Annotated in this window: 10 protein-coding genes; 6 read left to right on the forward strand and 4 right to left on the reverse strand. The window is 60.4% G+C overall.

All coding sequences use genetic code 11. The features are described 5' to 3' along the window. Nucleotides 1–157 precede the first annotated feature (157 nt). The 3 genes from ACTQV4_RS07355 to ACTQV4_RS07365 form a co-directional block, all read right to left on the reverse strand. Nucleotides 158–946 carry a hypothetical protein gene (locus ACTQV4_RS07355; RefSeq protein ID WP_427793561.1) on the reverse strand — a complete coding sequence of 263 codons (789 nt, stop codon included), beginning with the start codon at nt 944–946 and terminating at the stop codon, nt 158–160. A gap of 250 nt (nt 947–1,196) precedes the next feature. Beyond that, on the reverse strand, nt 1,197–2,600 hold the full coding sequence (asnS, locus tag ACTQV4_RS07360; protein WP_441032179.1) for an asparagine--tRNA ligase: 1,404 nt from the start codon (nt 2,598–2,600) through the stop codon (nt 1,197–1,199). 178 nt (nt 2,601–2,778) lie between these two features. Beyond that, nucleotides 2,779–3,342 (reverse strand): PTS sugar transporter subunit IIA, encoded by a 564-nt coding sequence (locus ACTQV4_RS07365; RefSeq protein ID WP_441032162.1) that lies wholly within the window; start codon nt 3,340–3,342, stop codon nt 2,779–2,781. 248 nt (nt 3,343–3,590) lie between these two features. Between ACTQV4_RS07365 and ACTQV4_RS07370 the strand changes: the two genes are divergently transcribed. Then, nucleotides 3,591–4,490, forward strand: a complete 900-nt coding sequence (locus tag ACTQV4_RS07370) for an alpha/beta hydrolase (protein ID WP_441569569.1) — start codon at nt 3,591–3,593, stop codon at nt 4,488–4,490. A 530-nt stretch (nt 4,491–5,020) separates the two neighbouring features. Here ACTQV4_RS07370 and ACTQV4_RS07375 read toward each other — a convergent pair. Then, nucleotides 5,021–5,650, reverse strand: coding sequence for a GntR family transcriptional regulator (locus ACTQV4_RS07375; RefSeq protein WP_441048862.1), 630 nt, complete (start codon nt 5,648–5,650; stop codon nt 5,021–5,023). 276 nt (nt 5,651–5,926) lie between these two features. Between ACTQV4_RS07375 and ACTQV4_RS07380 the strand changes: the two genes are divergently transcribed. The 5 genes from ACTQV4_RS07380 (at nt 5,927) to ACTQV4_RS07400 (ending at nt 13,993) form a co-directional block, all read left to right on the forward strand. Beyond that, nucleotides 5,927–6,703, forward strand: coding sequence for a dimethylarginine dimethylaminohydrolase family protein (locus ACTQV4_RS07380; protein ID WP_117583089.1), 777 nt, complete (start codon nt 5,927–5,929; stop codon nt 6,701–6,703). 109 nt (nt 6,704–6,812) lie between these two features. Next, the gene (locus ACTQV4_RS07385; protein ID WP_441048863.1) at nt 6,813–8,276 is read left to right on the forward strand and encodes a basic amino acid/polyamine antiporter; all 1,464 of its coding nucleotides are present in this window, start codon (nt 6,813–6,815) and stop codon (nt 8,274–8,276) included. Nucleotides 8,277–8,764: 488 nt separating this feature from the next. Next, nucleotides 8,765–9,970, forward strand: a complete 1,206-nt coding sequence (locus ACTQV4_RS07390; RefSeq protein WP_441569570.1) for an IS3 family transposase — start codon at nt 8,765–8,767, stop codon at nt 9,968–9,970. 291 nt (nt 9,971–10,261) lie between these two features. Further along, nucleotides 10,262–12,673, forward strand: a complete 2,412-nt coding sequence (gene feoB, locus ACTQV4_RS07395; protein ID WP_441569571.1) for a ferrous iron transport protein B — start codon at nt 10,262–10,264, stop codon at nt 12,671–12,673. A gap of 123 nt (nt 12,674–12,796) precedes the next feature. Beyond that, nucleotides 12,797–13,993 (forward strand): MFS transporter, encoded by a 1,197-nt coding sequence (locus ACTQV4_RS07400; protein ID WP_441569572.1) that lies wholly within the window; start codon nt 12,797–12,799, stop codon nt 13,991–13,993. Nucleotides 13,994–14,193: the final 200 nt, after the last annotated feature.

Here is a 14,193-nt window from a genome sequence, read left to right on the forward strand (position 1 = left end):
TCATTACCCCCAGTATAGAAATTGCTGGAAACACTGCACTCAAACAAAGTGCAAGTGGGTCTATAGTAGCGCCGATGCCCATTTTTTCAACAACCTGTCGGGTTTTTTAATACTGAACCGGATGGACGGCGGGGGATTCGGCGGGCAACGGCAAGACTTAGGCGGCGGGCGCGGGCCGCTCCCCCTCGTCCAGCGCGGCAAAGAGCTTCTTGCCGTCGAGCAGGCGCGTGCTAACGTTTCTCATGCGGCCGACCTCGACGGTGCGTAGGGTGTCGTCGGAGCCGTGCCCGTCGACGACCGTTCCCAGCAGATACGAGACACCGTCTCGCTGTTTGATGGCAAAAGGCCGAACGGTCATCCTCGTCACTTCGATCTTGTCATGTGTCGTGACGCTTGAAATGTCAAAGCTCACCGTGGTTCCGTGGTCGATGGCCCGCTCGATGAGCTCGCAGGTATCGATGCGTTTGGCGGGCGGTCGCGTGGTCTTGGCGGGTTTGCCCTCTGCGCTTGGTGCCGGCTCGGACGTATCGAGGTAGCCGCGAACGTCGGCGCTTGCCATGGCGACCAGATGGCGCGCTATGCTTTTTCTGGTCGCGATGGGTGTGGAGCGGTTGCGCATGACCATGCCATGGAGTCGAATGATTTCCTCGTCGGAGAGCGGTCGGGTGAGAAGTCGGTAACCCGCGCCGCGCTTGTACTCAATCTCGTATCCGGCATGTCGCAGGGCGGAAATCGCGGTATGGATGCTGCGCCGCGCTGCCGAGATGGGCATGCGAGCGGGGTCGTCGGGATGGGCGAGACGCTCGATCAGCTCATCGGGAGGAAGCGCTTTGTCCTCACCGGTATGCTCGCTTAAGAGTTGCAGGATGCGCACAGCGCGATAGGCTGCCATGGAAGCAGCACCCCTGGTCGTGGCCTCGTAGTTCTCAACAGCGGGTTTGGCCATTGCGTTCACGTCCTTTCCGTTTTTGGGTGATGACGGTACGGAGCCTAGGACACGGGGTTTGCTTAGGGGCACAGGGCACTCTGGGTGGTCGGTAGTCGTCGGCAAGCGGCGGATCGATTTTTCAACAGCCCTGATCAGCTGACCAAAAGCTTGACAAAAGCCTGACGGATGCTGTTGAAAAAAGCGCCCCTCGGCTTGCCGAGAGGCGCTGGTGCGACACGCTGTAACGCGCGGGACGGAGCTGTGGCGATTAGAAATCGGCGTTGCCCACGGTGCGGGGGTGCGGAAGGACGTCGCGGATGTTGCCCACACCCGTCAGGTACATGACCAAACGCTCGAAGCCCAGGCCATAGCCGGCGTGTTTGCAGGAGCCATAGCGGCGCAGGTCAAGGTAGTACTTGTACTGCTCGGGGGCCATGCCCAGGTCCTTGATGCGGGCCTCGAGAAGATCCAGGCGCTCCTCGCGCTGGGAGCCGCCGATAATCTCGCCGATGCCCGGCACCAGGCAGTCGGCGGCGGCGACGGTCTTGCCGTCATCGTTCATGCGCATGTAGAAGGCCTTGATCTCTGCCGGGTAGTCGGTCACGAAGGTCGGGCGCTTAAAGTGCTCCTCGGTCAGGAAGCGCTCGTGCTCGGTCTGCAGGTCAACGCCCCAGCTGACAGGATAGTCAAACTTGTGACCGGCGGCGACGGCCTGCTCCAGGATCTCGACGGCCTCGGTGTAGGTGACGCGGGCAAAGTCGGAGTTTGCCACGTGGTTCAGGCGCTCGATCAGGCCCTTGTCCACAAACTTGTTGAGCATGTTGAGCTCGTCGGGGCAAGTGGCCATAACGTCCTTAAGAACGTACTTGAGCATGGCCTCGGCGTTATCCATGTAGTCGTTCAGGTCGGCAAAGGCCATCTCGGGCTCAATCATCCAAAACTCGGCGGCGTGGCGCGTGGTGTTGGAGTTTTCGGCGCGGAAGGTGGGGCCAAAGGTGTACACGTCGCCAAAGGCCATGGCAAAGTTCTCGGCATTGAGCTGGCCGGACACGGTAAGGCTTGCGTGCTTGCCAAAGAAGTCCTGGCTCCAGTCGACCTCTCCGGACTCGGTGAGAGGCGGATTTTTGGGGTCGAGCGTGGTCACGCGGAACATCTCGCCGGCGCCCTCGCAGTCACTCGTGGTGATGATGGGGGTGTTGACGTAGACAAAGCCCTGCTCTTGGAAGAAGCGGTGGATGGCGGCAGCCGCGACAGAGCGGATGCGGAACACGGCACGGAACAGGTTGGTGCGCGGGCGCAGGTGCTGCTGGGTACGCAGGAACTCGACGGTTGCGCGCTTCTTCTGCAGCGGGTAGTCCGGGGCGCTCGTGCCCTCTACCTCGATGGAGGTGGCAGAAAGCTCGAAAGGCTGGGGCGCATCGGGGGTCAGCTTGACGGTGCCGGTGCAAATGAGTGCAGCCGAGACGTTTTGGTGGGCGATCTCGTCGTAGTTGCCGAGCGTTTCGCGGTTCATGACGACCTGCAGGTCGCGGAAGCAGCTGCCGTCGTTGAGCGTGACGAAGCCAAAGTTCTTCATGTCGCGGACGGACTTGACCCAGCCGGCGACAGTGACGGTCTTGCCGCCGAGCGACTCGGCATCGGCATAGAGCTGCGCGATTTTGGTGCGGTTCACGTATCCTCCCATAACGGTTGAATGATAGTTATCCATATAGTTCGATATTCTAGCAGCTCGGCTCATTTGGGCTATACAGATAAGGCATTGACGGGACGGTTTTCAAACGAAAAGCGCCCGCGGCCAGATGGTCGTGGGCGCTTGCGTGTTGCCTATTGGCTGTACGGCGCAGGACTCGTTACTTGGTCTTAGCCACCAGCAGCGGGTCGCCCAGCTTGACGAGCGGGTTGCCGCCGATAAGCGTTCCAGACTCGCCGACATGGTCGATGCTCTTAAGACGATCGAGCTCGGAGATGATGACGGTCACGATGTCCTCGTGGCCAGCGGCCTTAATGGCATCGCGGTCGAAACTGATGAGCGGCTGGCCTGCCTTGACCACATCGCCCATCTCGACAAAGCGGGCAAAACCCTTGCCGTTCATTTGTACGGTGCCCAGGCCGACATGGATGAACACGCGAAGGCCGTCCTCGGTGATCATGCCAATAGAGTGGTTGGTGACGGTGGTGGCGCCGATGCGGCCGTTAGCGGGCGCATAGATGGTGCCGGTGATGGGCTCGATGCCGTAGCCCTGGCCGAGCATACCCGAGGCGATGGTCTCGTCGGGAACCTCGTTTAGATTGACGAGCACACCGTTAACGGGAGCGTAGATGACGCCTTCGCGGGTGGCGAAGCTTGCTGCGGGCGGTACGGACGCCTCGCCCGACGAGTTGAACGTGGACTTGAGCGAATCGAGCAGACCCATAGATGCCTCCAACGTATCAAGTGCGCATGTGGCGCACGCGTAGTTTTGCCGGAAACGTTTCGTGTGTGTTTACCGGCTCGGTCAGCGTCCCTATTTTACGCTGCTCAACGACGGCCCTGAGCTGGGATTATGTGATATATCAGTTGAAGGGAAACTTATTGCGGATACGTTTCGATGCCGTGCGTCCAAGTGGGGTACGCTTGAAGGCGATACATAACGTGCGCACGAATCGCGCGAAGGGAGCATATATGATCGTCGAGAGCCATGCGCTGTGGGGCGAGGAGCCGACTGAGGAATATCCGGCGACGTTTACCTATATGGGGGCCGAACCGCTGCCCGGCAAGCCCAATGGTCGTCGCCCGGCAGTGATCATCTGCGGCGGAGGCGCGTTTACGCACATCGCCCCGCATGAGCAAGATCCGGTGGCCTTTGCCTTTTTGGATCACGGGTACCAGACCTTTGTTCTCAACTATGTCACGAGTGGCACGGGTGACGTGAGCTTTCCGCACCCCCAGGCAGATCTTGCCAAGATGGTCGCCACGGTTCGTGCGAATGCCGACGAGTGGCATGTCGATCCCAAGCGCGTGTGCGTTGTGGGCTTTTCGGCGGGCGGCATGATTTGCGCCTCGCTGGCAACGCAGTGGAAGACCGGCCCCTTCGCGGCACTTGTCGGGGCGCGTCCGGACGACATTCGTCCCGATGCCGTGGTGCTGGGCTATCCATTGCTCGACTTTGCCTATGTCCGCGACATGCAGACGCGCGATCCGCGCATCGACTTGCGCGTGCCCAAGACAGGCGGCAAGACGGGGCGCGATTTGCTCAACGACTACCTGTCGATGGTGACCGGCGGCGAGGCCACCGAAGAGCACCTGGCCGATATCTGCCCTACCACGCATGTTTCGCGTCAGATGCCGCCGACCTTTGTGTGGGGCGTGTCCGATGACAAAACAGCGCCGATCGCGCAGGTCTATCCGTTTGCTCAGCGCATGGCCGAGGAGGGCGTCGCTTGCGAGATGCACGTCTTTGACCAAGGCGGTCACGGCCTTTCGCTCGGCAATGCCAATACCGCGGTCGACAACGAGGGCAAGCAGGTGGCGGTTCGCCCTTGGATTCGCCTAGCCTTCCGCTTCCTGGAGCGCCATCTGTAAGAGTAAGAGGGCCAGCCCCATCCCGTCCCTCATAACTTGCGGTGAAATAGTTCCTGTTTTTGCTGGTTAAAGCCCCAAGCAGGAACTATTCCACCGCAACTTCGTTTTGATGCCCGGGCCGGAAACCGCGTCCCAGTTTTGCCCCTCAAGGTGGGATACAGTTTCCCGCAGAGGGTCGATCGGGAAAATGCGTCCCGGTCTGAGCGACGATTCCGGGATGCATTTTCCGCAAGATGCCTCAACCGGAAAACGCATCCCGTTTCGGGCGTGAATTCCGGGATGCGATTTCCCCAAGGGGCCCCATTGGGAAGCTGCATCCCAGAATTCGCCCGGATAGTGGGACACGGTTTCCGGAAGGGTGTCGTTTGAGAAGCTGCGGCCCGGAGTCCCGCCGTTTGGTTGCTCCGCATCCTACTTATTGGCGCAAAGTAACCTGCTCCCATTGCACCAATGATCCCTTGGTGACGGAGGGAAATGAATCATTTTGAGCGGCGGTGCCAAGAATTGGTCCGCTACCGCCCGCTGCTTTCCTACCAAACGGTGAACTGGGCGTTCTCCGTGTTCCAATGGACATCGCGTACGTAATCGCGCACGCCCGCCGCGTCCCGCGCTTCGAACAGTTCAAGAATATGGGCATGTTCGGCATTGGCTTTATCGAGCAGCTTGCACGCCGTTTCTTGATCGACAGTCTCGTAATCGCGTTTGATAAAGCAGCGCTCGAGCTGCGCAATCATATCGCGTAGACGATCGTTGCCGCAGCGGTTGAAGTACGTCAGATGAAAGTCTCGCTGAATGTCGTCGTACTTTCGGATAAGACCGCCTTGGATCGCAAGGTCCATGGACCCAACCAAAAACTTCAGCTGCATGATGTCCTCTTTGGTCAGGAGGGGACAGGCGAGGTATGCCGCCTGCCCATCGAGCGGCCCCATAATCTCAAAGACTTCAACGGCGTTTTGTTGATCGAACCCACGGACACGGAATCCGCGACGGGGGAGATTGTCCAGGTAGCCATCGCTTGCCAGCTGAATGAGCGCCTCGCGAACCGGCGTGCGCGACACGCCCATGGCATCGCAGATCGCTTGCTCGCTCACGCGGTCGCCAGCCGAAAGCTCGCCGGCATCTATGCGGCTCGAAATATAGTCGTATACATGATCCTTCAAGGGTCTTCTGAGCGTTTCCATGAGCTTGTGTTCCTCAACTGTATATTTTCAAAATTAAATACGTTTCGCTTGAATAGCTCAGTTGAATTATAGAACGACCAGTTAAATCGCGCTACTTTGCGCCGATAGGTGAGAATACGCTTACCGATGAATACCTACCGTTCAGGATTGTATACAATATACAAAATAGGAAAACCGCCTTAAGATAAAGCCATCGAAAGGAAGGCGGGCGCAAAGAAGTCCCGCTCTCTGCTAAGAGATCCAAGGAGGATCATCATGACCAAGTTCAGCCACGTCATCATCCGTCGTCCCGGCAAGTCCCTGAGCAATGGCATCACGAGTGCCCCCGAGCTTGGCCAGCCCATCTACGAGCGTGCCATCGAGGAGCACTACGATTACGAGCATGCGCTCGAGCAGTGCGGCGTTGACGTGTCGGTGCTGCCGGCGCTCGAGCAGTATCCCGACAGCTGCTTTGTCGAGGATCCGGCCGTCATCACTCGCTGCGGCGCCATCATTACCAACCCCGGTGCCGACAGCCGCAACGGCGAGAAGGACGAGATCGAACCAGCCGTCCGTCGCTTCTTTGACGACGAGCATGTCAAGCACATCGTTTCTCCGGGTACGCTCGACGGCGGCGACGTCATGATGGTCGGCGACCATTTCTACGTCGGTCGCTCCGCTCGCACCAACGAAGAGGGCATCCGCCAGTTCTGTGAGATTCTCGAGGGCTGGGGTCTCGAGGGTTCCGAGGTTCCGCTGGAGGAGGTCCTACACCTCAAGACGGGCGTCAACTACATCGAGGACAACAACATGCTCGTTTCCGGTGAGTTTATCGATAAACCCGACTTTGCCCAGTACAACAAGATCGTCGTGCCCGAGGACGAGGCTTACGGCGCCAACTGCATCTGGGTCAACGGTACGGTCATCGTCGCCGAGGGCTATCCGACCGTGCTCAAGGCCGTGCAGGATCTGGGCTACAAGACGCTCGTCGTCGATACCTCCGAGTATCGCAAGGTCGACGGCGGCCTATCTTGCCTGTCGCTGCGCTTCTAACGCGATAGCTGTAACAGTCTGATGATCGCTTGACCGATGGCCCGGCACCCGATTCGGGACGTCCGGGTCATCTTTCGTTCGATCACATGATGAAGGGGGTGCACATACAATGGCCTCTAAAGTTCAAAACGACGAGATTATCGACCCTAATGGCCTCGATCTCTTTCGTCTGACCATGATGGTCATTACCGCCAGTATTTGTGGCGGTATCTTTTCGCTTGCCGGCGATATGGCAGCAGGCGGGGCAAATACCGGTGCGGTTATCGTCTCGTGGGGAATTTGCTTTATCGGCGTCTTTGCGCTGATGATGGTGTTCAACGGTTTGTCTCAGGCTCGTCCCGACCTGACCGGCGGCATCTATGCATACGCTGCGGCCGGTTTTGGCGATTACATTGGATTCAACTCCGCCTGGGGCTACTGGATCAGCGCATGTCTTTCCAACGTGAGCTTTGCGCTCTTGCTGTTTAGCGCGCTGGGCTATTTCTTCCCTGCGTTTGGCGCGGGCAACAACCTGCTTTCCATCGTCTGCGCCAGCGCGTTTTTGTGGTTCCTTACCGTCCTTGTGCTTCGTGGCGTTAAGGAGGCTGCGGGCATTAACACTATCGTCACGTTGGCGAAGCTGGTGCCGCTGGGGCTCTTTGTGCTGAGCATCGTGCTCCTGGGTAAGTTCAACGTCGATATCTTTATGGACAACTTCTGGGGAGAGCCGGCTGGTCCTGGCTTTGGCGAGCAGGTTGTCTCGACCATGATCGCCCTTGTCTGGGTCTTCACGGGCATCGAGGGCGCTGTCGTTATCTCGGGCCGTGCAAAGTACGTGCGTGACGTCGGCCGCTCGACGGCGCTCGGATTTGCGGCTGTATTTACGCTGTATCTGATCATCTCGATGCTGTCACTCGGCATTATGCCGCGCGAGGAGATGGCGCAGCTCGCAACGCCCTCCATGGCGGGAATTCTCGAGTGCGCAATCGGTCCGGTTGGCGCTGCCATCGTAAACCTTGGCGTTATCCTTTCGCTGGTCGGCGCGCTGCTGGGCTATGTCATCATTGCGTCCGAGACGCCGTTCGAGGCGGCGCGCCAGGGATCCTTCCCTCTGGCGTTTGCCAAGACGAACAAGCACGACGCCCCGGTGGTAACGGTTCTTGTGAGCTCCGGCATCACGCAGCTCTTCTTGATCGTGTCGTATGTGGCGGCGAGCACCTACCAGTTCTTCTATAGCTGCGCAGTCAACACGATTCTGGTTCCGTATGTCTGCTCGGCTGCCTATTACATGGTGATTGGCTGGAAGAACGAGCATCTGGACGGGCCGCATGCGCCCAGCGTCGGCAAAGCCCGCTTCTTCGGTACGCTCGGCTTCATCTACACATTGTTCCTGGTGTGGTCGACGGGTCTTCAGGGCGTTATGATCACGACGATTCTTTTTGCTCCGGCCATTCCCGTCTATATGTTGGGCGAGCGAGGTCGCGGTAAGCCGGTGCTTCCGCATCTGCACGACAAGCTGATCGCAGCGGTGGTCATTATCGTAGCAATCATTTCGCTGTATCTGCACTTTGCCGGCATTGCGCCGATTGTCTAGGACTTCGGTAAGCTTCATCGCTTGGTAAGCCGACTGAGGCATCGCGTGCCGGTGCCGTTCGGTAATCCATAACTGACGTGGGCCTCTGTAACGTACCTTTGTGAGCGCCCACTAAACCCGCGCAGGTGACTACGGTTGCCTGCGCGGGTTTTTGCAGTTGTGGTGAAATGCTGCCGGCAGCTGGGGACGTTCCTATTGCTGGCACTCTGGGACACTCCTTGGATGATCCGCATACAACGGAGGAAAGCGGATGATTTTGACGAGGGGCGGGCGGCTGTTTCGGTCCTCGGGGAAACCACGTCCCGTTTCGGGCACAGATTCCGGGTCGCAGTTTCCCCGAGGGGCTCGATCGGGAAAATACGTCCCAGTCTGAGCGCCTATTCCGGGACGCAGTTTCCGCTAGAGACCTCAGTCGGAAAGCCCATCCCGTTTTAGCGTTGGGACTGCGGACAAAAAGTTGGACCGTTGAGGTCCGGAACGGAGTCCGCATGGCATACAGTAGGAGAATGGTGGAGAGGGCCAGGGCGCTTCGCGGCGCCGGGCTCACCGTCATGGAGATAACCGAGATACTCGGCGGGCCCGGCAAGACGTCCGTCTGGCGCTGGATCAGGGACGTGCGCAAGCCCGCGGGAAGGGCCGGTGGAGGAATGGACCTGCCGCGACTCGTCGGGGACGGCCCCGACTACCCCGACATCGACCCGGAGGACAAGGACGCCCTGATCGAGCGGCTCAGGCTCGAGAACGCGGTGCTGAGGGCGGTGCAGGACGTTTTAAAAGCCGAGAGCCTCGACGGGATGTCGAACAGGGAGAAGACCCTGGTGATAGACCGCCTGAGGCCGTGCGGGAAGTGGTCCTTGAGAGAACTCACGAGTTCCTTGGGGATATCAAAGAGCTCCTATGAGTACCCGCGCCGCGCGATCGCGAGGCCCGACCGGCGCGCGCCCCTGCGCGCGCTCGTGCGCAGGATCTTCACCGAGGACGGCGAGGGGGCGCGGGGGTACCGCTTCGTGACGGCGCGCCTGCGCGAGCTCGACGAGCCCGTGCGCGCCTCGGAGAAGGTCGTCCTCCGCATCATGCGCGAGGAGGGCCTGGTCCCCAGGTGGATGAGGAGGAAGAGGAGGCCCTACAGCTCCTATGCGGGCGAGCCGACGCCGGCCCCGCCGAACCTCGTGCGCCGCGACTTCCGCTCGGCCCTGCCGAACTTCCTGTGGCTCACCGACATCACCGAGTTCAGGCTGCCCTCCGGCAGGAAGGTCTACCTGTCGGCCATCAGGGACTGCTTCGACTCCTCGGTCGTGGCGTGGAGGGCCGGCGAGAGACCGGACGCCGCGCTCGCCAACTCGACGCTCGAGGACGCCTGCGCGCTGCTCGCGCCCGGCGAGCGCCCCGTCATCCACTCCGACCGCGGCGGCCACTACCGCTGGCCCGGCTGGATCTCGATCTGCGAGGGGCACGGCCTCGCCAGGAGCATGTCCGCCAAGGGCTGCAGCCCGGACAACGCGGCGATGGAGGGCTTCTTCGGCCTGCTCAAGAGGGAGTTCTGGCACGGCAGGGACTGGTCGGGCTGGACCCCTGCCCGCTTCATCGAGGAGCTCGGGGGCTGGATCGGCCGATACAATACGGAGAGGCGCAGCGATGCGCTCGGCGGCCGCACGCCGGCCGAGTTCCGCGCCGCGCTGGGAAGGGCCGCGTAACGGTCCAAGAAATCGTCCGCAGTCCCGTTTCGGAGTGGGATGCAGTTTCCCCAGGAGCCCCCATCGGGAAACTGCATCCCGGAATTCGCCTGAATAGTGGGGTGCGGTTTCCGAAAGGGTGCCGTCTGGGAAACCGTGTCCCGGAATCCCCTCCCGCGCCTGGTTGTTCCGCATCGCATCTATTGGGCAAAGCGATCTGTCCCCATTGCAACAATCTGTTGATTGAACGTCGCTGCATGTTCGCGCTATCATGCATGGTTAAAATTGGTTAGCCATGGCAAACGGTTAGCAATGGTGAACATAAATGCAACGCCCTGTGGGCGTCGGGGGAGGAACACGGACGTGAAGCTCGATACACTCGAGATTGGAAAGGACGCCGTTGTCGCATCGGTGGCATCGGATGATCAGGCACTCCGACAGCATATTTTGGACATGGGCTTAACGCCGGGCACCGAAGTCACCATGATGAAGTACGCCCCCATGGGTGACCCGCTCGAGATTCGCCTGCGTGGCTACGAGTTGACGCTTCGCAAAGACGATGCTGCTCGCATTGAGCTCGTGGGTATTCACGACACCGATACGAGCCCGCGCGTTAACGCCGCAATCGGCACGACGGAGCACCCGGCGCTCGGTGAGGGGACGTATTCGCCCCGTGCGGCAAAAACGGCCGTGCCCGAGGGCGCGCCGCTGCACTTTGCCCTCGCCGGCAACCAAAATTGCGGCAAGACCACGCTGTTCAACCAGCTGACGGGTTCCAACCAACATGTTGGTAACTTTCCCGGTGTGACGGTCGACCGCAAGGACGGTACTGTCCGTAACCACCCCGAGGCGAGCGTTACCGACCTGCCCGGTATTTATTCGTTGTCGCCGTACACGGGCGAGGAGATTGTCAGCCGTCAATTTATCCTTGACGAGCATCCCGACGCCATCATCGACATCATCGATGCCACCAATATCGAGCGCAACCTCTACCTGACGCTGCAGCTTATGGAGCTCGACTGCCCCATGGTCATCGCGCTCAACATGATGGACGAGGTGACGGCCAACGGCGGCGCCGTGGACGTCAACCTGCTCGAGAGCCTGTTGGGCGTGCCTGTTGTCCCCATTAGCGCTGCCCGCAACGAGGGTATCGGCGAGCTGGTGGATCACGCTCTGCATGTGGCGCGGTTCCGCGAGCGCCCGGGTCGCCTGGACTTCTGCGCGCCCGATGGCCCGGACGGCGGTGCGCTGCATCGCTGCATCCACGGCATTGCCAACCTGATCGAGGACCATGCCGTGACGGCCCGCATTCCGGTGCGTTTTGCGGCGACCAAGCTGGTTGAGGGCGACGAGCTGGTGACCGAGGCACTTCACCTGGATCGCAACGAACTTGACGCTATCGAGCACATCATTACCCAGATGGAGGGCGAGGCCGGCACCGACCGCCTGTCCGCGCTGGCCGATATGCGCTTTAGCTTTATCGGCGACGTGTGTGGGCGCTGCGTCGTCAAGCCGCACGAGAGCCGCGAGCACGTGCGCTCCGTTAAGATCGACCGCATCCTGACGGGTCGCTACACGGCCATCCCGGCGTTTCTGGTGATCATGGGCCTCGTCTTTTGGCTGACGTTTGGCGTGATCGGCGCGGCGTTGCAGGGACTTATGGAGGACGGCATCGCTGTCGTCATCGCCTCGGCCGATGCGGTTCTCAAGGCGTTCGGAACCAACGACGTGGTGCGCTCGCTGGCTGTCGACGGCGTGCTTACGGGCGTGGGCAGCGTGCTGACCTTCCTGCCGATTATCGTCGTGCTCTTCTTGTTCCTCTCCATTCTGGAAGACTCCGGCTACATGGCGCGCGTGGCCTTTGTCATGGATAAGGTGCTGCGTCGCTTTGGCCTGTCGGGCCGCAGCTTTGTGCCCATGCTCGTCGGTTTTGGCTGCACCGTGCCGGCTATCATGTCGACCCGTACACTCCCATCCGAGCATGATCGCAAGATGACGGTCATGCTCACGCCGTTCATGAGCTGCTCGGCCAAGTTGCCGGTTTACGGCTTGCTGTGCGGAGCATTCTTCCCGCAGGCGACGGTCCCAGCCATGGTCTCGCTCTATCTGATTGGCATTGCGGTCGGTTGCATCGCGGCTTTGGTGCTCAACCGCACGGCATTTAAGGGCGACCCGGTGCCGTTTATCATGGAGCTACCCAACTACCGCCTGCCGAGCATCAAGACGACGGTGATGCTGGCGTGGGATAAGGCCAAGGACTTTATTACCAAGGCCTTTACCATCATCTTTGCCGCCACCGTGGTCATCTGGTTCCTCCAGACGTTTGACATCCGCTTTAATGTGGTCGCCGATCAGTCGCAGAGTCTACTTGCCGGTCTGGGTAGCATCATCGCGCCGGCGTTGGCGCCGCTTGGCTTTGGCGACTGGCGTGCATCCACGGCGCTCGTCACCGGACTTATCGCCAAGGAGAGCGTCATCTCGACCCTCACCGTGCTTTTGGATGCAACGTCACCCGCGGCGCTGTCGACCATGTTTTCGCCGTTTACCGCCTACGTGTTCTTGGTCTTTACGCTGCTGTACCCGCCCTGCGTGGCGGCAATCGGTGCCGTCAAGAGCGAGTTGGGCGCGCGCTATGCCGTTGCCGTGTTCGCGTTTCAGGTGACGGTCGCCTGGATCGTGGCGTTTGTCGTGCATTCGGCGGGCATATTGCTGGGGTTGGCTTAGCTATTTACTGACAGCGCAACCTCTGTGTATTGAGTTGATTGCGGCCCCGCATCTGTACTGACGGATGCGGGGCCGTTGCTATATAATCGCCCACCGCCCAAGACAATCGGAGAGGTTTCCTACATGACTCAGGCAAGACAAGATGGCATCTCGCTCAAGCAGTGGCTCCCGCTTATCGGGCTCGCCTGCTGCGCGTTCGTGTTCAACACATCGGAGTTCATGCCCATCGGCCTTCTGACTGATATTGCCGTATCGTTCTCGCTCACCGAGGCCCAGGCAGGCATCATGATTTCGGTCTACGCCTGGGGCGTCATGCTGCTGTCGCTGCCGCTTATGGTGTTTGCCTCGCGCTTTGAGTTCAAGCGTATGCTGCTCGGCGTGCTCGCCGTGTTCTCTCTGGGTCAGTTCCTGTCCGCCGTGGCGCCCACCTATCTTATTTTGGTTTGCGCGCGTCTGGTGGTCGCATGCGCACATGCCGTGTTCTGGTCGGTCGCCTCGATTATGGCCTCGCGCCTGGTCGACACCCGTCACGGGGCGCTCGCCATCAGCATGATCGCCACGGGCTCGTCCATCGCACAGATCTTTGGCCTGCCGATCGGCCGCGCCATCGGCCTGGCCGTGGGCTGGCGCATGACGTTTGCCGTGGTCGGGGCCTTTTCTGCCGCCGCGGTGGTGTACCAGGCAGCGGTGTTCCCGGCCATGCCGGCGGGTGAGCGCTTTGCCGTTAAACAGCTGCCCGAGCTGCTCAAGAACCCGTTCCTCATCGCGCTCTACGCGGTCACGGTTTTTATGGCGACCGGCTATTACACAGGCTACAGCTATATCGAGCCCTTCCTGGCGCAGGTCGCGCACGTCGACGCGGGCGCCATTACCATGACGCTGACGGCGTTTGGCTGCTCCGGTCTGGTGGGCAGCTGGCTGTTTGGCCGCCTGTTCGACGGGCATCGCTTCCCGTTTTTGGCTATCACGCTCTCCGGCGTGCCAGCGGCCCTGCTGCTCATAGGTTCGGCCGCATCGTCGCTCGCAGCAGTGCTTGCCGTCTGCGTGCTGTGGGGCTGCTGCGCCACGGCCTTCAATGTGGCGTTCCAGGCCGAGCTCATCAAGTACACGCCGGCGGATTCGTCGGCTGTCGCCATGTCGATCTTCTCGGGCCTTTTTAATCTGGGTATCGGCACGGGCACCGCGATCGGCGGCGCCGTGGTTTCGGGCCCCGGTATCGCCTGGATCGGCTTCGCGGGCGGGGCGATTGCCGTCGTGGGCGTCATCCTCGCCATCACGGTGATGTTCCCGGCCATACGCCGCGCAAAGCCCGTCGCCTAATCACGTTTCCTCATCAGTTGCGGTGGAATAGTTCCTGTTTAAGGCCCCTGAAGGTCCAAGCGGGAGCTATTCCACCGCAACTTATTTTGGGGGGTGTTCCTATAGTTTTGTCAACTGGGCAATGCTGTTTTCGAGATTGAATCGCGACATGCTAACGCCAGGCCTTTCGGCCGATGGGCTCCAATCTGTTCGGAGCGCTT

The sequence above is a fragment of the Collinsella sp. LCP19S3_B11 genome (assembly GCF_052121915.1).
Taxonomy (GTDB): domain Bacteria; phylum Actinomycetota; class Coriobacteriia; order Coriobacteriales; family Coriobacteriaceae; genus Collinsella.